At 70.7% G+C, this 18,109-nt stretch carries 20 protein-coding genes; 15 read left to right on the plus strand and 5 right to left on the minus strand.

The features are described 5' to 3' along the window. The first annotated feature begins 88 nt into the window (after window positions 1-88). The 10 genes from ACIA6A_RS10640 to ACIA6A_RS10685 all read left to right on the plus strand — a co-directional run bounded on the left by ACIA6A_RS10640 (window position 89) and on the right by ACIA6A_RS10685 (window position 7,563). The gene (locus tag ACIA6A_RS10640; protein WP_396097635.1) at window positions 89-481 is read left to right on the plus strand and encodes a Fur family transcriptional regulator; all 393 of its coding nucleotides are present in this window, start codon (window positions 89-91) and stop codon (window positions 479-481) included. Between the two features lie 3 nt (window positions 482-484). Further along, on the plus strand, window positions 485-1,543 hold the full coding sequence (locus tag ACIA6A_RS10645) for a YgfZ/GcvT domain-containing protein (protein WP_396097259.1): 1,059 nt from the start codon (window positions 485-487) through the stop codon (window positions 1,541-1,543). A gap of 194 nt (window positions 1,544-1,737) precedes the next feature. After that, window positions 1,738-2,571 (plus strand): 3-keto-5-aminohexanoate cleavage protein, encoded by an 834-nt coding sequence (locus ACIA6A_RS10650; protein ID WP_396097260.1) that lies wholly within the window; start codon window positions 1,738-1,740, stop codon window positions 2,569-2,571. Beyond that, on the plus strand, window positions 2,568-3,503 hold the full coding sequence (locus ACIA6A_RS10655) for an asparaginase (RefSeq protein WP_396097261.1): 936 nt from the start codon (window positions 2,568-2,570) through the stop codon (window positions 3,501-3,503). The genes ACIA6A_RS10650 and ACIA6A_RS10655 overlap by 4 nt, the downstream gene beginning before the upstream one ends. A 69-nt stretch (window positions 3,504-3,572) precedes the next feature. Then, the gene (locus ACIA6A_RS10660) at window positions 3,573-4,247 is read left to right on the plus strand and encodes a helix-turn-helix domain-containing protein (RefSeq protein ID WP_396097262.1); all 675 of its coding nucleotides are present in this window, start codon (window positions 3,573-3,575) and stop codon (window positions 4,245-4,247) included. A gap of 49 nt (window positions 4,248-4,296) precedes the next feature. After that, window positions 4,297-4,749, plus strand: a complete 453-nt coding sequence (locus ACIA6A_RS10665; protein WP_396097263.1) for a hypothetical protein — start codon at window positions 4,297-4,299, stop codon at window positions 4,747-4,749. Between the two features lie 234 nt (window positions 4,750-4,983). Next, complete coding sequence (locus ACIA6A_RS10670) at window positions 4,984-5,295, plus strand: DUF2516 family protein (protein WP_396097264.1); 312 nt, start codon at window positions 4,984-4,986, stop codon at window positions 5,293-5,295. Window positions 5,296-5,350: 55 nt separating this feature from the next. Further along, window positions 5,351-6,238: an alpha/beta fold hydrolase gene (locus ACIA6A_RS10675; protein WP_396097265.1), complete on the plus strand. Its 888-nt coding sequence runs from the start codon at window positions 5,351-5,353 to the stop codon at window positions 6,236-6,238. A 30-nt stretch (window positions 6,239-6,268) separates the two neighbouring features. Beyond that, window positions 6,269-6,736 carry a hypothetical protein gene (locus ACIA6A_RS10680; RefSeq protein ID WP_396097266.1) on the plus strand — a complete coding sequence of 156 codons (468 nt, stop codon included), beginning with the start codon at window positions 6,269-6,271 and terminating at the stop codon, window positions 6,734-6,736. An 11-nt stretch (window positions 6,737-6,747) separates the two neighbouring features. Beyond that, window positions 6,748-7,563, plus strand: coding sequence for an EI24 domain-containing protein (locus ACIA6A_RS10685; RefSeq protein WP_396097267.1), 816 nt, complete (start codon window positions 6,748-6,750; stop codon window positions 7,561-7,563). A gap of 56 nt (window positions 7,564-7,619) precedes the next feature. On the opposite strand, the gene ACIA6A_RS10690 is transcribed toward ACIA6A_RS10685, so the two are convergent. The 3 genes from ACIA6A_RS10690 to ACIA6A_RS10700 all read right to left on the minus strand — a co-directional run bounded on the left by ACIA6A_RS10690 (window position 7,620) and on the right by ACIA6A_RS10700 (window position 10,986). Next, on the minus strand, window positions 7,620-8,636 hold the full coding sequence (locus ACIA6A_RS10690; protein WP_396097268.1) for a LacI family DNA-binding transcriptional regulator: 1,017 nt from the start codon (window positions 8,634-8,636) through the stop codon (window positions 7,620-7,622). A gap of 4 nt (window positions 8,637-8,640) precedes the next feature. Next, the gene (locus ACIA6A_RS10695; RefSeq protein WP_396097269.1) at window positions 8,641-10,047 is read right to left on the minus strand and encodes a GH1 family beta-glucosidase; all 1,407 of its coding nucleotides are present in this window, start codon (window positions 10,045-10,047) and stop codon (window positions 8,641-8,643) included. Between the two features lie 180 nt (window positions 10,048-10,227). Further along, the gene (locus ACIA6A_RS10700; protein ID WP_396097270.1) at window positions 10,228-10,986 is read right to left on the minus strand and encodes a maleylpyruvate isomerase family mycothiol-dependent enzyme; all 759 of its coding nucleotides are present in this window, start codon (window positions 10,984-10,986) and stop codon (window positions 10,228-10,230) included. Between the two features lie 68 nt (window positions 10,987-11,054). Between ACIA6A_RS10700 and ACIA6A_RS10705 the strand changes: the two genes are divergently transcribed. Next, complete coding sequence (locus tag ACIA6A_RS10705) at window positions 11,055-12,143, plus strand: UDP-N-acetylmuramate dehydrogenase (RefSeq protein ID WP_396097271.1); 1,089 nt, start codon at window positions 11,055-11,057, stop codon at window positions 12,141-12,143. Here ACIA6A_RS10705 and ACIA6A_RS10710 read toward each other — a convergent pair whose 3' ends face one another. Both ACIA6A_RS10710 and ACIA6A_RS10715 read right to left on the minus strand, forming a co-directional pair. Then, window positions 12,144-12,665, minus strand: a complete 522-nt coding sequence (locus ACIA6A_RS10710) for a CAP domain-containing protein (RefSeq protein ID WP_396097272.1) — start codon at window positions 12,663-12,665, stop codon at window positions 12,144-12,146. 99 nt (window positions 12,666-12,764) lie between these two features. Continuing rightward, a complete protein-coding gene (locus ACIA6A_RS10715) occupies window positions 12,765-13,457 on the minus strand; it encodes a sensor histidine kinase (RefSeq protein ID WP_396097273.1) in 693 nt (230 codons plus the stop codon). Window positions 13,458-13,619: 162 nt separating this feature from the next. Between ACIA6A_RS10715 and ACIA6A_RS10720 the strand changes: the two genes are divergently transcribed. The 4 genes from ACIA6A_RS10720 to ACIA6A_RS10735 all read left to right on the plus strand — a co-directional run bounded on the left by ACIA6A_RS10720 (window position 13,620) and on the right by ACIA6A_RS10735 (window position 18,097). Next, complete coding sequence (locus ACIA6A_RS10720) at window positions 13,620-14,318, plus strand: response regulator transcription factor (protein ID WP_396097274.1); 699 nt, start codon at window positions 13,620-13,622, stop codon at window positions 14,316-14,318. Between the two features lie 86 nt (window positions 14,319-14,404). After that, entirely contained in the window at window positions 14,405-16,786 is a 2,382-nt protein-coding gene (locus ACIA6A_RS10725; RefSeq protein ID WP_396097275.1) for a chemotaxis protein CheW, read from the plus strand. A gap of 1 nt (window position 16,787) precedes the next feature. Further along, window positions 16,788-17,225 (plus strand): chemotaxis protein CheW, encoded by a 438-nt coding sequence (locus ACIA6A_RS10730; RefSeq protein WP_396097276.1) that lies wholly within the window; start codon window positions 16,788-16,790, stop codon window positions 17,223-17,225. After that, window positions 17,225-18,097: a hypothetical protein gene (locus tag ACIA6A_RS10735; protein WP_396097277.1), complete on the plus strand. Its 873-nt coding sequence runs from the start codon at window positions 17,225-17,227 to the stop codon at window positions 18,095-18,097. Before ACIA6A_RS10730 ends, ACIA6A_RS10735 begins: the two co-directional genes overlap by 1 nt. The last annotated feature ends 12 nt before the right edge of the window (window positions 18,098-18,109 follow it).

Genomic DNA, 18,109 nt, shown 5'->3' on the forward strand with positions numbered 1-18,109 from the left:
GAATAATCTGGATCGGAGCGCTCACAGCGCTAAGGCGCACGGCCGGGCGAACTATGCTCGTAACGTGTCCGCCACATCCCTTGCCGAGATGCTCCGGGAGCGCGGCCTGCGACTGACTCCGCAGCGCCAGCTGATCCTGGAGGCGGTTCATGAGCTGGGCCATGCCACGCCCGAGCAGATCCTGCACACCGTGCGCGAGCGCGCGGCCGGAGTCAACATCACCACCGTCTATCGCACCCTCGAGCTGCTCGAGGAACTCGGCCTGGTCAGCCACACGCATCTGTCCCACGGCTCACCGACCTACCACGCCGCGGGCGAGGACCAGCACGTTCATCTCGTCTGCCGCAACTGTGGCGGGATCGACGAGGTCGACCCCGCGATCATGAACCCGGTGAGCGAACAGCTCCTGAAGGAGCGCGACTTCCGGGTCGATGTCGGCCATGTGTCGCTTTTCGGCGTCTGTGGCGACTGCAAGGAGTAACCCATGACCACCGTCCTCATCCAGGAGCTCGAGCCCGAGTCCGCCGACGCCGGAGTGCCGGCGCATTACGGCGACCCGATGCGTGAGCAGCGCACTCTCGACACGGCCGTCGGCCTGGTCGACCGCTCCAACCGGGACGTCATCGCGGTCCCGGGCGACGAACGGGCGAGCTGGCTGCACACGCTGACCACCCAGCACCTCACCGACCTGCGGGCCGGCCAGGGCACCGAGCTGCTTGTGCTCTCCCCGCACGGGCACGTCGAGCAGCACGCCATGGTCACCGAGGACGGCACCACCGCCTGGCTGGACACCGAGCCCGGCGCCGGTGCGGGCCTGCTCAAGTACCTCGAGATGATGCGTTTCTTCACCCGGGTCGAGCCCCGGGACGCCACCGCCGAGATCGCGGTGCTCTCCCTGGTCGGCCCGGAAGCGGTGGCCACCGCGGCCCGCCTGCTCGGGGTCGAGCTGGCCGAGCCCCGCATCTTCGAGGTGCCGGGCCCGAAGTTCGCCGCCGGCTCGGTGCCGAACGAACCGACCGCCCATTACGACGTCAAGACCTTCGACGGTGGTCTGGCTCGCCGGGTCGCGCTCGGCGTCGACCTTCTCGTACGCCGTGAGCAGCTCGAAGCGGTCCTCGAGAAGCTCGACGGCGTCCCCAGGGCGGGGCTGTGGGCCTATGAGGCGGTGCGCGTGGCCCATCGGCGGCCGCGACTCGGCTGGGAGACCGACCACAAGACCATCCCGGCGGAGGCCGAGCTGCAGGCCACGGCCGTGCATCTCGACAAGGGCTGTTACCGGGGTCAGGAGACGATCGCCCGGGTCCACCACCTGGGCCGGCCGCCGCGCCGGCTGGAGTTGCTGCACCTCGACGGCATCGCCACCGACCACCCGCCGGTCAAGGGCACGCCGGTCACCCTGGACGGTCGTGCGGTCGGCTTCATCGGCACCGCGGTCCGCCATCACGAGCTCGGCATGATCGCGCTGGCCGTTCTCAAGCGCAACGTCGCTCCCGACGCCAACCTCCTGGTGGGCGAATCCGCCGCGGCCATCGACGCTGACTGAGAAGCCCTTCGCTGCTGACATCTTCCTCACCCCTGGCCTCGTACGGGTCTGCCGTGCTCCGGTCCGAATCGTCTCCCGTTCCGGCGGCGGCGTGGGGTGATCTTGTGCGGCCTGTGGATAACCACGGGTGACCGCTCCCGGCGCCTGTGGATAGCCGAGCGGACCAGGCCCGGGCCCGTGGCAGGATCTCGGTTATGACCGGGACACTGATCACCGTCGCGCCCACCGGCGCGGAGACCAGCAAGGCAGCCGCACCCGCGCTGCCGGTGACCCTGGACGAGCTCGTGGCCACCGCCAAGGAGTGTGAGGCGCTCGGCGCCGCCATCGTCCATGTGCACATTCGCGACGACGCGGCCGAGCCGACGCTCGACCAGGGCCGGCTGCGCGAGACCGTGGCCGCCCTGCGGCAGGCCACGGATCTGATCGTGCAGCTGTCGTCCGGCGGCGCCGTCACCGATCCCGAGGCCGACCGGCTGGCTGTGCTCGACGCCGGTCCCGAGATGGCGTCCTGCACGATGGGCACGGTCAACTTCGGCGACGGGGTGTTCCTCAACCGCTGGGAGTTCATCGTCGACCTGCACACCCGGATGCAGGAGCGCGGCATCGTCCCGGAGTACGAGATCTTCGACCTCGGTCAGCTCACCACGCTGCAGGTGCTGCTGGACCGGCACGGCCTGCCGTTCGGCGGACACGTCCACGCCGATCTGGTGATGGGGGTGCCGGGCGGCATGCCGGGCACCACGGATGCGCTGGCCGCCTGCCACCGGGTGCTGCGGGACCTGCCGGCCGGCACCACGTTCTCGGCGACCGGCATCGGGCGCAGTGCGATTCCGGTCATGCTCGCCTCGCTGTCGGCCGGCGGGCACCTCCGGGTCGGCATGGAGGACACCCTGACCTACGCGAAGGGCCGCGCAGTCGAATCGAACATGCAGCTGGTGGCGCGGGCGGTCGGGTTCGCCCAGCTCGCCCAGCGTCCACCGATGACCACAACCGATGCTCGTGAGCTCCTGGGGGTACCCGTCCGATGATTCTCGCCGAGGTGGTGCGCTCGGGTTTCACCGAGTGCGTGCATGACGGATCCGTGGTGGTGCTGGACGCCGCCGGTGCGGTGGTGGCCGCGGCCGGCGACGTGACCGGCCCGTTCTTCCCCCGCTCGTCAAACAAGCCCTTGCAGACGGTGGGCATGCTGCGCAGCGGGCTACGGACCGGCGACCCGGCGGACCTGGCGCTGATCAGTGGCAGCCACAACGGGGAGTCGTTCCATGTGGCGCGGGCCCGGCGGATCCTGGAGACGGCCGGGCTGACCGAGGATGCCCTGCGCTGTGTGGAGTCGCTCCCGTTGCTGGAGAGCGAGCGTGACCTGGTGCTGCGCGAGGGCGGTGGCCCGACCCGGATCGCGATGAACTGCTCCGGCAAACACGCGGGGATGCTCGCCACCTGTGTCGAGAACGGCTGGTCGCTCGACGACTACCGGGATCCGAAGCACCCGTTGCAGGTCGCCATCGCCGAGGCGGTGACCGACCTGGTCGGTGAGCCGATCGCCGCGACCGGGATCGACGGCTGCGGGGCGCCGGTCTTCGGCTTCTCGCTGACCGCGCTGGCCCGGGGCTTCCAGCGGCTGGTCTCAGGGCCGCCGGCGTCGTTCGAGCGTCTGGTGGCCGACACCATGCGGGCCGATCCGGAGCTGGTCGCGGGCACGGGCGCCGACGACACGTTGCTGATGCGCGGGGTGCCGGGGCTGCTATCGAAGGGCGGTGCCGAGGGCGTCGTCGCGGTCGCCGTTCCCGACGTGGGTGCGGTGGCGCTCAAGATCTCCGACGGGGCCATGCGGGCACGGATGCCGGTCCTCGTCTCCGCTCTGCGCAAGCTGGGGGTCGAGTCCCCGCTGCTGGATGAGCTCGCTGTCGTGCCGGTGCTGGGCGGCGGGGTCCGGGTGGGCGAGGTGCGGGCGACCTGGTGACACGCTTCACGCTAACTCTTGCAAGCGTTTTGCTTGCAGGAGCTAGCACTCGGCGTTACCGTCGAATGCATGGCCACCCCGAAGGATCTGCCCCAGGACGTCGGCACGTTCATCCGTGACCTGCGGCAGACCGCGAAGATCTCGCTGCGGCAGCTGGCCGACCGGGCGGGCGTGAGCAACCCCTACCTCAGTCAGATCGAGCGGGGTCTGCGCAAGCCCAGTGCCGAGGTGCTGCAGCAACTGGCCAGTGCGTTGCGGGTGTCGACGCCCGCGATGTATCTGCGCGCCGGCCTGCTCGACGGGGAAGGTCAGCAGGGTGTGCTGGCGGCCATCGCGGTCGATCCCGACCTGACGATCGCCCAGAAGCAGTCGCTGACCCAGATCTACGAGACGTTCCGCAACGAGAACGCCCGCCATGCCGCCGACGAGGACGCGGCAGCCGCCGCGGACAAGGCGACGGTGCCGGATCCCGCTGACGGCGAGGTCGAGGTTCCGGACGAGGAAGCGGCCCTCCGCGCCGCCGTGGGCGCCCACGGGGTCACCGCGGTCGAGGACGACGCGGCGTCCACCCCCGCAGAGAGCCTGCCGGTGGACGACCAGCCGGTGGACGACCAGCCTGCGGACGACCAACCGGCGGAAGGCCGGCCGGCGCCGGACCCGGACGCGGCGCTCAAGGCCGTTGTCGAGGACGTCGCCGTCGTCGAAGGCGGCGCCGCGCGCAAGCCCGGAACCAACTCCCGCTAGTCCCGGACCCACCCGCTTAAGCCACAGACCACGCAGCTGAGGAGAAGTCATGACCGAGCAGACCAAGACCCGTTTCCCCGCCCCGCTCTACGCCGCCGCCGGTGCCGGTGACCTGGCCTGGCAGGAGTTGCGCAAGCTGCCCGCCGTGGTGAGCCAGCTCGGTGACCGTGCCGTCGCCACGCTGAGGACCGCGAACGACACCGCCGCCACGACGGCCGGTTCGCTGCGGGAGAAGGCCGGCACCACCGACCTCGACAAGCTGCGTGACACCGCGACCACGAGCGCGGTCGCCTTCGCCCAGGTCGCGTCGGAGCGGGCGGTCTCCGTCTACACGACGCTGGTCGCCCGGGGCGAGCGCGTGGTCGGCAGCGGCGTGGTCGAGGCCGCCGACGTGGTCAACGCCGACATGGTGACCACCACCGAGGAGCCGAAGGCCGTGGAAGCCGCCGCCGAGCCGACCCCGAAGCCCCGCAAGCGCGTCGCCCGCCCCGCCGCGGAGTAATCCCGCCCCGGAGTAATCCCGCCCCGGAGTAATCCCGCCCCGGAGTAATCCCGCCCCGGAGTAATCCCGCCGCGGGGGAGCCCTGCCGCGGGGGAGCCCCGCCCGGAGGAGCCCCGCCACGTGGGCTCCCGACGGGGGCGAGCCCGGTGCTGGTGCAGCAGAAACTGGATCCGTGGGCTCCGGCTCTTCGCGGGGTCCACGGATAGGGCCGGGCCCACGGATAGAATCGATGCCATGCTCCTCAGCGCGCCGCTGTTCTTTGACGATGTCCGCTTCTACATCGACGTGCTCGTGGTCATCGGCTCGATGGTCGTGCAGGCAGTGGCGTTCATCCACTGCGTGACGCAGCGCGGCGACGGGTTCCAGTCGCTCGGCACCCTGCCCAAGGGGGCGTGGCTCGCGATCCTCGCGGTCTGCATGGTGCTCACCCTGCTGGGCGGGGCGACCGGCATCTTCGGCCTGATCGGTGTCGCCGCGGCCCTGATCTACCTGCTCGACGTCCGTCCCGGCCTGCGCGACCTGACCGACGGCAAGGGATTCTGGTGACGGCGACGGCGACGGTGAGGGCGACGGCGACGGTGAGGGCGTCGAGGGCTCGACGGTGAGGTTCCGTGGCCCTCCGCCTCCGGACGGTGGCCCGCGGGCCTCGGGTCCGGGACCGAGCGGGCCCAGGACCGGCCGTCCGACGCTGCCGGCGCCGGCGACCCAGCTCATCGAGACGGCCCATGGCGTACGCATCGAGCAGCTCGTCAGCGGCGTCGGTGACCCCGTCACCGTGTTCGGGCACGGGCTCGCCGGGGACATCGCCGGCACCCGGCCGTTGGGCAGTGCGGTGGCCGGCCGGCGGGTCTTCTTCCATTTCCGGGGGCATGGCCGGTCGTCGGCACCTCCGGGACCCTGGAGCTTCGCCGACCTGGCCGATGACCTGCGTGCCGTCGCCGACCAGGCCGGGGCTACCCGGGCGGTCGGGGTCAGCATGGGGGCCGGGGCGCTCAGTCGGCTGATCGCCGATGATCCGGGCCGGTTCGAGCGGGTTGTCCTCTACCTTCCCGCTCCGCTGGACGGGGTGCGGCCCCGCAACGCCGAGCAGCGGCTGACCCGGTTGCTGGCGTCGGTCGAGTCCGGGGAGGCGGCCGTGATCGCCGAGGCGGTCGAGCTCGAGCTGCCCCCGTCGGTGCGGGACACCGCGACCGGGTGGGGATACCTGCGGCAGCGGGTCGAGCAGTTGCAGCGCGATGGGCTGGCGCCCGAGTTGGCGACGCTGTGGCGGGAGCCCGCGGTTTCTGATCTTGAGGCGCTGCGGTCGTACGGTGGGCAGGCCCTGGTCATCGGTTGTCTGGGTGACGACGTGCATCCGGTCGCGTGGGCGGAGCGGCTGGCCGGGTTGCTGCCCGGCGCGGACCTGCACGTGTACGACCGGCCCGCGGTGCTGTGGACGAATCGGCGGGAGTTACGGGACCGAATCTCCACGTTCCTGAATACGCCGTAACTTTTCCGGCGGTGGAACGGTGTTAGTGACGTGCGCCTCACCCCTGGATCGGCCTTTCTCGTCATCGTCGCGCTCGGGTTCCCGTTCGCCGTGGCCTCCGGCTGGATCCTCGGCTCGATGCTCGACTCGTCCGAGGAGCCGCCGCCGGTCGCCGAGGTGGCGATCGCCGGGTCGGGTGGGATCGGGTCGGCTCCGACGGAACCCACCACCGCGCCCGCGACCAGGGCGGTCGACTGGACGCCGCGGACGACGACGAAACACGTCGCGGTGATCGAGTCGGTGTCGCCGAGCGCCGTACCCAGTGTGTCGGCATTGTCGTCATCGCCCGTGCCGTCGTCCTCGCCGTCCGCCGTGGTGTCGCTCACGCCGTCGATCGACGTTCCGGTGCCGACCCCGACCCAGGCCGGGTCCGGTGAGCCGAGCCCGTCGCCGTCCGCGTCCCCGGAAAGTCCGCCGCCGCCGCCCTCAGGGCTGGGCGGGATTCTCGGGAGGTCGTAGGCTCACCGACCGTGAGTGACTCTCAGCTGCGAACCGTGGCCCATCAGACCGGCGGCGCCGCCAAGGACTTCTTCACCGGTGCGGGCCTGCTCGGGCGTGGCCTCGGCCTGGTGCTCAGGTCGCCCAAGCTGCTCGGTCTGGGCCTGCTCCCGGCGCTGATCGCGGGGCTGCTGTACACCGTGGCCCTGTTCGCCCTGGTGGGGTTCATCGGTGACCTGTCGTCGGCGGTGACCTGGTTCGCGGACGGCTGGTCCACGGTGTGGCGCGACCTGATCCGGGTGATCGCCGGGGCGGCGCTGATCGGCATGGCCGGCCTGCTGGGGGTGCTCACGTTCACCGCGGTCACGCTGCTGGTCGGGGATCCTTTCTACGAGAAAATCTCCGGGCTGGTCGAGCACCGGTACGGCGGGGTGCCGGGTGCGGTGGAGGTGCCGCTGTGGCAGTCGTTGCGCCGCAGCCTGGCCGACTCGTTGCGGCTGATCGGGCTGTCCGTCGTGGTCGGTGTCCCGTTGTTCGTCGCCGGGTTCATCCCGCTGGTGGGTCAGACGGTCGTCCCGGTCGTCGGTGCCGCGTTCGGTGGCTGGCTGCTGGCGCTGGAGCTGACCGGGGTCCCGTTCGAGCGCCGGGGCAAGCGGTTGAAGCATCGCCGGGAGGCCCTGCGCCCGCGCCGTCCGCTCGCGCTCGGGTTCGGTGTGGCGGTGTTCCTGTGTTTCCTGATCCCGCTGGGCGCGATCCTGATGATGCCGGCCGCGGTGGCCGGGGCGACCCTGCTGTCCCGCAAGGTCTTCGGCCTCCCGATCAGCGTAGAAACGACGAGGAGTCTCTAGGGTCTGTTTTGGAAGTGGGGCCGAGGCGAGGCGCGGCCCCACTTCCAAAACAGACCCTAGGCGGAGGCGCGGACGACGAGTTCGGTGGGGAGCACGACGGATTCCGGGACGTCGCGGTGGTCGTCGACCACGCCGAGCAGCAGGCGGGCCATGGTGCGGCCCATGTCGACGATGGGCTGGCGGACCGTGGTGAGGGCCGGGTCGCTGAGCCGGCTGATCTCGACGTCGTCGAAGCCGATGACGGCCACGTCGCCGGGGACCGTGCGGCCGGATTCCTTGAGGGCCTGCAGCGCGCCGTGGGCCATCATGTCGGAGGCGACGAAGACCGCGTCCAGGCCGGGGTCGCCGGCGAGGAGCTGGTGCATCGCGTGCAGGCCGGAGTCGCGGGTGAAGTCGCCGACCGCGACGTGCTCGGTCAGGCCGGCCTCCCGCAGGGCGGTGCGGTATCCGGCCAGCCGGTCGATGCCGGCCACCATGTCCTGCGGGCCGGCGACGGTGGCGATCCGGCGGTGCCCGGTGGCGACGAGGTGCCGGACCGCGGCCGCCACCCCGCCGAAGTGGTCGACGTCCACGTAGGGCACCGGCAGCTCGGCCGGCGTCATCGGGCGCCCGCTGCAGACCACCGGGATGCCGAGGCGGAAGAGCGTGCCGGGCAGCGGGTCGGCGCCGTGCATGGAAGCGAACATGACGCCGTCGACGTGACCGGCCATCGCGTACCGTTCGACCCGGTCGTGGCTGGCCGCGGAGCCGGCCATCATCAGCACCAGCTGTTTGTCGGCGGCCTCGAGCTCGGTGCTCACGCCGCGGATGACGGCGGGGAAGAACAGGTCGTCGGAGAAGACCCGGTTGGCGGTCTCCGGCAGGATCAACGCGATCGACTCCGTGCGCTGGGTCACCAGGCTGCGGGCGGCCTGGTTGGGCACGTAGCCGAGCTCGTCGACGGCCTGGTTGACGGCGTCGCGGATCGCCACCGCGACCGTGGTCGAGCCGTTGACGACGCGGGAGACGGTCGCGCGCGACACCCCGGCACGCCGGGCCACCGCTTCGAGCGTGGGCCGCTCCCGCGTCACCATCAACTCACTCCAGACCGTTGCGGCGGATGACCTCGCTGTACCACTTGGCGCTGCGCTTCGGCAGGCGCTGCTGCGTGGTGTAGTCCACGTGCACGAGCCCGAAGCGCTTGTTGTAGCCCTCGGCCCACTCGAAGTTGTCCATCAGGGACCACGCGAAGTATCCACGAAGGTCGACGCCGTGCGAAAGGGAGTCGAGGCAGGCGCGCAGGTGCCCGTCAAGGTAGGAGATCCGGTCGGCGTCCTCCACCTCACCGGTCTCCGGCGAGGGCCCTTCGGGGTACGCGGCGCCGTTCTCCGTGATCATCATGGGTACGCCGTAGTCGTCGTGGATCCGGTTCAGCAGCCGGGTCAGCGCGGCGGGTTCGATCTGCCAGCCGATGTCGGTGATCGGGCCGACCGGCTTGCGGAACGCGATGCCCTCGCTGCCCGGGGTGTCCAGGGCGGCGGGCTGGCCGGGCTTCGCCGAGACGTACGTCGGCGTGTAGTAGTTGATGCCGAGCACGTCGATCGGGGCGTTGATGATCGCCTCGTCGCCGTCGTGGATGTGCGACAGGTCGGTGAACCGGCCGATGATCTCGCGCACGTCGTCGGCGTAGGCGCCCTTGAACAGCGGGTCGAGGAAGATGCGGTTGCCCACGCCGTCGACGATCCGGGCGGCGTCGAGGTCGGCCGGGTTGGCCGGGTCGAGCGGGGCGACCGCCACCGGGTTCAGCGTGATGCCGAGCGTCCGGGCGCCGGCCGAGCGCAGCGCCCGCGTCGCGAGCCCGTGCCCGAGCAGCAGGTGGTGCACGGCGGTGAGGGCCTGTGCCGGGTCCTGGATGCCGGGTGCGTGCACGCCGTTGCCGTAGCCGAGGTAGGCCGAGCACCACGGCTCGTTGAGCGTGGTCCAGGTCTTGATCCGGTCGCCGAGCCGGGCGTACACGATCTGGGCGTAGTCGGCGAACGCCTCGGCGGTCTCCCGGTTGGTCCAGCCGCCGCGGTCCTGCAGCGTCTGCGGCAGGTCCCAGTGGTACAGCGTGATGACCGGGTCGATGCCCTTGCCGGCCAGCTCGTCGACCAGCCGGTCGTAGAAGTCCAGCCCGCGGGTGTTGACCGGGCCGGTGCCGTCCGGCTGGATCCGGGACCAGGCGACCGAGAACCGGTACGCCCCGAGCCCGAGGTCGGACATGAGTGCTACGTCGTCGGCGTAGCGGTGGTAGTGGTCGCACGCCACGTCACCGGTGTGGCCGCGATGGACCCGGCCGGGCGTACGGCTGAACGTGTCCCAGATGGACGGCCCGCGGCCGTCCTCGTTGACCGCGCCCTCGATCTGGTACGACGCGGTCGCCGCACCCCAGACGAAGCCTTCCGGGAACCGGACACCCGATGCCTGTGGCTCGCCGCTGGATTGCACCTCGACGGTTGCCGTCATGCGTCACCGCTCCCTGCGTGAAGGCGTGAAGGCGGCACGCGGCCGCCGAACTTAACCGGTCCAGCGTACGGCCAAACACGTTCCCGGGAACCCTCCGGAAGTTGCGGAACCGCTCCCGAGAAAATTGAGATATCTCTTTAGTCCGTTTAGGGGTGGCGGCGGGGGCGGCTGGAAGGGGGATCAGCCGGCGCGCAGTGCGGTGAACAGGCGGGGATCGCCGGTGACGTGCAAAATGTCCGGTTCGACGCGACCCATGAGCGCGAGGAGGAGGTCGCCGGCCGTGCCGGTCGCCTCCGCCCGGGCATGGTGATCGTCCGAGTCGAGGATCGTGCCGGTGTCGAGCAGGGCGATGCCGGCCCCGCGCAGCCGCACGAACCATTCGTAGCTCGCGTCGGTGGCCACCAGGTGCACCACGCCGTGCAGGTCGGTCGGGCCCTTCCGGCGCCCGGCGGGCAGCCAGGTGTCGAGCACCTCGTAGACCCCGTCGGCGGCGAGTTTGGCCTCGATCGGGGTGGCCCGGCCGGCCGCGGCCTCGGCGTCCCACCGGTGCACGGAGATCTCGTGCGCCAGCCGCCGCTGCCAGAAGCCGGCCTTCTTGGCCTGCGCGGGCCAAGTCCAGGCCAGGAGGTCAGGGTCGAGCGCGTCCAGCGTCTCGATCGTGCCGGTCATCTCGCGGCGCAGGGTGTCCAGCGCCTCCGTCCACTCCGGGCGCGGTGGGCGGTCCGGGTCCGCGGGTTTCTCGACCGTCCCGCGCGGAGCGTTCTCGCGGACCTGGCGCAGCACCGTGGTGAGGTGCGCGACCAGGTCGCTGACCGTCCAGCCCGGACATGCGGCCACCGGGGTGCCGGGGCCGGTCTCGGTAACCGCTTCCTGGAGTGCCGGCCCGTCGGCGCGCAGCGCCGCCAGCCAGAAGTCCTTCGTCGCGTTGAGCCTGTTCATTCAGCTTCTCCCGCTCGAGGAGGACCACCTGTTAGTCCCCGTGGGCCGTTCGGCCTAGGGTGAACGTCGTGCCTGACGTTAGTGCTGTTACCCCCGACACCGCATCCGCAGTGAATGTCAGTTCGCTGGAGGCGTACACGACGCTACGCCTAGGCGGCAAGGCCGGCACGATGGCGGTCGCCGAAAAAACGGACGAAGCGGTCGCTATCGTACGGGCGTCGGCGGGCCGTGGTGAACCGGTCCTGGTGCTCGCCGGGGGCAGCAACGTCGTGATCGGCGACGACGGCTTCCCCGGCACGGTGCTGCTGCTGCGTACCCGCGGGGTCGAGGTCGTCGAGCGGGATCCGCGCGGCGTGCTGATCCGGGTCGCCGCCGGTGAGCCGTGGGACGAGTTCGTCGCGACCACGCTCGAGCGGGGACTTTCCGGGCTGGAGGCACTTTCCGGCATCCCGGGCTCGGCCGGCGCGACGCCGATCCAGAACGTCGGGGCCTACGGCCAGGAGGTCGCGCGGACGATCGAGGCGGTGCATGTCTACGACCGCGAGGCCGACGAGGTGCGGATTCTCTCGTCGCCCGAGTGCGGTTTCGCCTACCGGTCGAGCATTTTCAAGAACAACGACCGGTGGCTGGTCCTGGAGGTCGACTTCCGGCTCGACCACACGACCGAATCCGCCCCCGTACGGTACGCCGAGCTCGCCCGCCGGCTGGGTGTGGAGATCGGCGATCGGGCCGGTGCTGAACGCGTACGCGAAACGGTCCTGGAATTGCGGGCGAGCAAGGGCATGGTCCTCGATCCGGCCGACCCGGACACCCGTTCGGTGGGTTCGTTCTTCACCAATCCGGTGCTCTCCGCGCAGCAGTGGGCCCGGGTGCAGGATCATCTCGCCGACGCGGGTGAGCCGCCGAGCTGGCCGGCGCCGAACGGCACGGTCAAGGTGCCGGCCGCCTGGCTGATCGAGAAGGCGGGATTCGCCAAGGGCCACCGGGGGCGTGACGGAGTCGCCATCTCGTCCAAGCACACGCTCGCGCTGACCCATCGGGGCGGCGGTTCGACGGCCGCGTTGCTGGACCTGGCCCGGGAGATCCGCGACGGGGTCCGGGACCGGTTCGGCGTCACGCTGCACCCCGAACCGGTCCTGGTGAACTGCGTTCTCTGATCAGCGGTACCCGAACACCTGGGTCCAGTACAGCGTGCCGTCGGGCGCACGCTGGACCCCGGCTCCGAACGAGACGGCCTCGCTGTTGAGGATGTTCCGGCGGTGGGCCGGGCTGGCCATCCAGGCGTCGACGACCTCGGTGGCGCTGAGGTAACCCCAGGCGATGTTCTCGCCGGCCGGGTCGTGGTATCCCTCGTCCCGGGACCGGGTCTGGAACGTCGAGCCGTTCCAGCCGAAGTGCGTCAGATCCTCTTTCACCGCCATGAAGTGCGACTGCCGTACGGAGACGATCGTCAGTTCGTTCTCCACGGCCAGTTCGGTGAGCCCGTACCGGGCCCGCTGCTCGTTGGTGAGCGCGACGACGTCGGCCATGAGCAGTTGCTCGGTGGTCGGCGCGGGTACGCCGACCTCGGCGAACGCGGGCGCCGAGGTCACGGTCGCGGCGAGCAGGACGGCCGGTGCGGCCGCGGCAAGGGTGATACGTCGTACGAGGTCGAGCACGGTACTTGCCTCCCGGTCCACGGCCGGGCTCCTGTTCGGCCCGGCAAGGTCATCGGACCTGGCTTCTCGGCTTTACGTCCCTTGTTTGCCGGTTTTTGGCGGTACCGGGTGCTATCCGTGTCAGTCTGTGGGGATGGTCAGCGGTAGGCGGACCTGGGCCCCTCCGCCGGTTGCGGGGTCGTATGTCAGCTCGACCGACCCGCCGTGACTTCCCGCGATCGCCTCGGCCAGCAGCAGCCAGAGCGCGGTGCTGCGGCGCCGGTGCGGCGGCTCGGGATCGGCCAGCATCCCGGCCATGAGGCTCTCGTCGGTGAGCCGCTCGGACTGCCGCGCGGTGACCGTGATGGTCCAGCCGTCCGGGCCCGGTGCGGTGCTGACCGTGGCCGAGCGGTCGGCGGCGCCGCTGGCCACGGTGCCGACCACGGCGTAGAAGAGGTCCCGCAGCAGCGGTGCGTCCCCGGAGAGCGGCGGCCCGTCGGCGGTCTCGACGGTGGCGGCGGTGTACGGCTCCCGGCTGGCGAGCAGGTCGGCGGCCTGGGCGATCACGGTGCCGAGCTCGACCGGGCCGGGCTGGGGTGCGAGGTCGCCGGTCTGCAGGCGGCTCACCACCATCAGGTCGCCGACCAGGGCGAGCATGCGGTCGGTGTTGCGGCGTACGGCGGACAGCGCGATCTTCCGCTCGGCCGGCGCGAGGTCGTCGCTGTCCAGGCTCTCGGTGAACGAGGCGATCGTGGTGAGCGGCGTCCGCAGCTCGTGGGAGATGACCGCGAGGAAGCGAGACTGCAGCGCGAAGGCGTTCGTGGGGGTTCGCACGCTGAACTATAACTTTCCGTATATGAACCGACACGTCACGCTATCGTGAGTTTCAGACATTTCATCGTCGCCGCCCGCCTCTGTGGGGGGCGAGCAAGGCGCTGACCCCGGGCCGAGTGCGTGCCCTCCCCCGGGGCGGCCGCATGCCGGAGGGGGCCAGCAATGAGCAGATTGCTCGTGGTCGAGGACGACCCGGACATCGCATTGGCTCTGCGGCTGCTCTTCAGCCGGGCGGGCTACGAGGTGGCCCACGCCGGCGACGGCCGGACCGGACTCAAGGAGGCGTACGCCGAACACCCCGACCTGGTGGTGCTCGACGTCGGCCTGCCCGAGATGGACGGCTGGCAGGTGCTCGAACGGCTGCGTGACGTCTCCGACGTGCCGGTGCTGGTCCTCACCGCCCACGGCCAGGAAGCCGAGAAGGTACGCGGTCTGCGCGGTGGCGCGGACGACTACCTGACCAAGCCGTTCGCCAACAACGAACTGCTCGCCCGGGTGGAGGCGCTGCTGCGCCGCTCGTCCGGCGGGCAGAACAGCTGGGCCAGCCAGATCTACGACGACGGCCTGGTGCACCTCGACCCGACGAAGCGCCGCGTGTACGTCAAGGGTGACGAGAAGCGCCTGACGCCGACCGAGTTCCGCCTGCTCAACGCGCTGGTCCGGCACGCCGGCGCGGTCCTGAGCCCCAATCAGCTGCTGACCCAGGCCTGGGACGACCCCACCGGCATCGGTCAGGAACGCGTGAAGTTCGCCGTGCTGCGGCTGCGTCGCAAGCTCGGCTGGTCGGATCCCGAGGAATCCCCGATCGAATCCGTACGCGGTTTCGGGTACCGCTACCGGCGTCCGGGCGGTGACACCTGAGCCGCAACCGGTAGCGGGCCGGGTGTCCTCAGGTGGGCCCCTTCCAGGTCGATGAGGGCTTTGGGAAACGAGCAGGAGGTAGGGCGTTGGAAGACCTTGGCGAGATCGTCGGCGAATTCCTCATGGAGAGCCACGAGAACCTGGACCAGATCGACCGGGACCTCGTGGCACTCGAGCAGGAACCCGGATCGCGTGACTTGATCTCCCGTATCTTCCGGGCGATCCACACCATCAAAGGCACGAGTGGCTTCCTGGCGTTCAGCAAGCTGGAGAAGCTTGCGCACGCCGGTGAGTCGTTGCTGTCGCGGTTGCGCGACGGCGTCCAGCCGGTGACGCCGACCACGATCACCACGCTGCTGGCGACGATCGACGGCGTCCGGAACCTGCTCGAGGTGATCGAGCAGAACAACAACGAGGAGGGCGTCGACGTCGAGGGCATCATCACCGCGGTCCACGCGCAGATGAACGCTCCTGACGACCACGCCGCCGCACCCGCTGCCGCGCCCGTCGCGGCAGCAACAGAACAGGCTCCGCCGACTGATAGTCCAGGCTTGGGTAGAGACACAGAGCCGATCGCGGAGATGCCGGCCCGTCCGGCGCCCGAGCCGATCGAGGAGCAGCGCCGTCCGCTCGGCGAGATGCTCGTCGAGTCCGGTGCCGCCGAGCCCGCCGACGTCGGCTCCGCGCTGCAGTCGCAGCTCGAGGGCGACGAGCGCAAACTCGGCACGATCCTGCTCGAGGAGGGCAAGGCGCAGCCGGCCGCGGTCAGCGAGGCGCTCCAGGCCCAGACGCCCAAGCGCAGCGTCGCCGACAGCGCGATCCGGGTCGACGTCGACCTGCTCGACACGCTGATGAACATGGTCGGTGAGCTCGTGCTCGCCCGCAACCAGCTGGTCCGCGGCGTCATGGAGATCGGCGACACCACTCTCGTACGCAGTGCCCAGCGGCTCGGCATGATCACCTCTGAGCTCCAAGAGGGCATCATGAAGACCCGGATGCAGCCGATCGAGCACATCTGGTCGAAGCTGCCCCGGGTCATCCGTGACCTCAGCCAGTCGCTCGGCAAGAAGGTCGAGCTGGTGATGGAGGGCAAGGAGACCGAGCTCGACCGCTCCCTGCTCGAGGCCGTGAAGGACCCGCTGACCCACCTCGTCCGCAACGCCGTCGACCACGGCATCGAGGAGGAGGCCAAGCGCGTCGCGGCCGGCAAGAGCCCCGAGGGGACGTTGACGCTGCGCGCCTACCACGAGGGCGGGCACGTAGCGGTCGAGGTCGCCGACGACGGCGCCGGCATGGACGTCAACCGCATCGCCGAGAAGGCGGTGGAGAAGGGCCTGCTCCGCGCCGAGCAGGTGGCCGGCATGGACAAGCGCGAGATCATGGCGATGGTCTTCCAGCCCGGCTTCTCGACCGCGGCGAAGGTCACCAACGTCTCCGGCCGCGGCGTCGGCATGGACGTGGTCAAGACCAACATCGAGCGGATCGGCGGCGCGGTCAGCGTCGACTCGACGCTCGGCGAGGGTACGGTCTGGCGGCTCAACATCCCGCTGACGCTGGCGATCGTCCAGGCCCTGACCGTCGACTGCGGCGACCAGCGCTACGTGATCCCGCAGATCGCCGTGCTGGAGCTGGTCTTCATCGACGGCAACTCCACCAAGATCGAGTACGCCTCCGGGGCGCCCGTCTACCGGCTGCGCGGCAAGCTGCTCCCGCTGGTCCGCCTGGACCGCACGCTCGGCCTCGAGGTCGGCGGCGACCAGGGCGTCTACATCATGGTGCTGCAGGCCGACGGCCGGCGCTTCGGCCTGGTCGTGGACCGCGTCCTCAACACCGAGGAGGTCGTGGTCAAGGCGCTCAACAGCCGCTTCAAGGACATCGGCCTCTACTCCGGGGCCACGATCCTGGGCGACGGCAAGGTCGGCCTGATCCTCGACGTGTCGCAGCTGGCCCGCCGTTCGCACCTCACGGCCGAGGGCGACCGCGAGAACACGGTCGGCACGTCCCGCGCCACGGCCGGGGTCACCAACGGCGAGCGCCTGCTCATCACCGCGGTCGGCGAACGGCGGGTCGCGATCCCGCTCGACACCGTCACCCGGCTCGAAGAGTTCCCGCGCAGCCGGATCGAACAGGCCGGATCGCGTGAGGTCGTGCAGTACCGCGGCCAGATCCTTCCCCTCATGCGGTTGTCGCACGTGCTCGGCGCGTACAGCGACGTGGAAGAGGGCGACACCGTGTCGGTGGTCGTCTACAGCGAGGGAGGCCGCAGCGTGGCGCTGGTCGTGGACCGGATCGTCGACATCGCCGAGAACTCGACCACGGCCCGTCGCGACGTCGAGGAGGACGGCCTGATCGGCACCGCCGTCATCCAGCAACGGGTGACCGAGCTGCTGGACGTGCGCCGCGCGATCCTCGCCGCCGACCCGAACTTCTACCGCGAGATGACCGCCGGCGAAATGGTGGAGGCCTGACATGGCGAGCCGTCAGTTCGCCACCTTCGAGGTGGCCGACCAGCTGTTCGGGGTCGAGGTGGACACGGTGCAGGAGGTGCTCTCGTACAGCGAGTACACCCCGGTGCCGCTGGCTCCCCCCGCCGTGGGTGGGCTGTTCAACCTCCGCGGTCAGGTGATCGCCGCGGTGGACCTGCGGGTCCAGCTGGGCCTGCCCCGGCAGACCCTGGCCGGCCCCAAGATGAACGTGATCCTGCGCGGTGACGGCGAGCCGGTCAGCCTGCTCGTCGACCGGATCGGCGAGGTCGTCGACCTCGACGACGACGCCTTCGAGCCGCCGCCGGACACGCTCAGCGGCCACACCCGGGAGCTGGTCGTGGGCACGTTCAAACTCGACGGCCGGCTGATGCTGGCCCTGGACGTGAACCAGGCCGTCGACACGTATCGAGCCACCACCTGATGTACAGCCTGGTCAGCGCCCCCGTACTCGGCTTCGACCTGACCCGCCTCCAGGGCGGGTCGGCGACCGCCGAGGTGCTGTTGCGCGCCCTGCGCCTCGGCCTCGGGGACCTGCCGATCCTGGCCGAGCGGCTGCCGGACGAAGGAATCCGCGGTCCGCTCTGGGTCGAGGTGGAGAGTGCGGCCCGCAAGCTGCCCTCGCTCAAGGGGATGAAGGCCGACGACGCGGCGAGTTCGCTCGCCCTGGTCGAGCGGGCCCCGATCGGCTCGGTGGACTCGCTGCTCACCTGTCTGCGCTACGACGTGATGGCCTGGACCTGGGAGGGTTCCGGCCGCGACGCCACGCAGAGCGAGACGGCGTCCGCGGCGACCGCCCTGCTCTGCGACGCCGCGGTCGCCAGCTACCTGCGTGAGGTGCTGGACGACCCGACCCGGCGGATGCTCGGCGCGGGCTGGGTGGCCGCACTGCGCAAACTGCCGGCCGGCAAGCCGATCGACCTCGGCCCGCACCACTACGCGGTGTCGGCGCTGCTCGACCGGTTGCGCTCGATCACGCCGGCCGACCTGGCCCGGCTCAGCCAGTCGGCCGAGGACTCGCGGCGCAGCGCCGGTGGATGGTCACCGGCCGTGCACTCGGCGTCGTGGGCCGCGTACCTGTCGGACCGGGTCCGCACCGCCGCCGCCGCGCAGATGCTGCTGGTGCAGGCGATCGACATCGCCGCCATCCCGCTCGCGGAGCGGGCCGGTGGCGTCTGGAACATGCTCAGCGGCGCGGTGCAGGCGCTGGTCGTTCGCGACCTGCTGGACACCGCGACCGCCCATCGGCTGCTGGCCCCGGTCATCGCGGCCCTCGGCCCGGCCTGGCTCGGATGAAGGGCGGAGGGA

The organism is Actinoplanes sp. NPDC051494 (genome assembly GCF_044454705.1).
Lineage (GTDB): Bacteria > Actinomycetota > Actinomycetes > Mycobacteriales > Micromonosporaceae > Actinoplanes.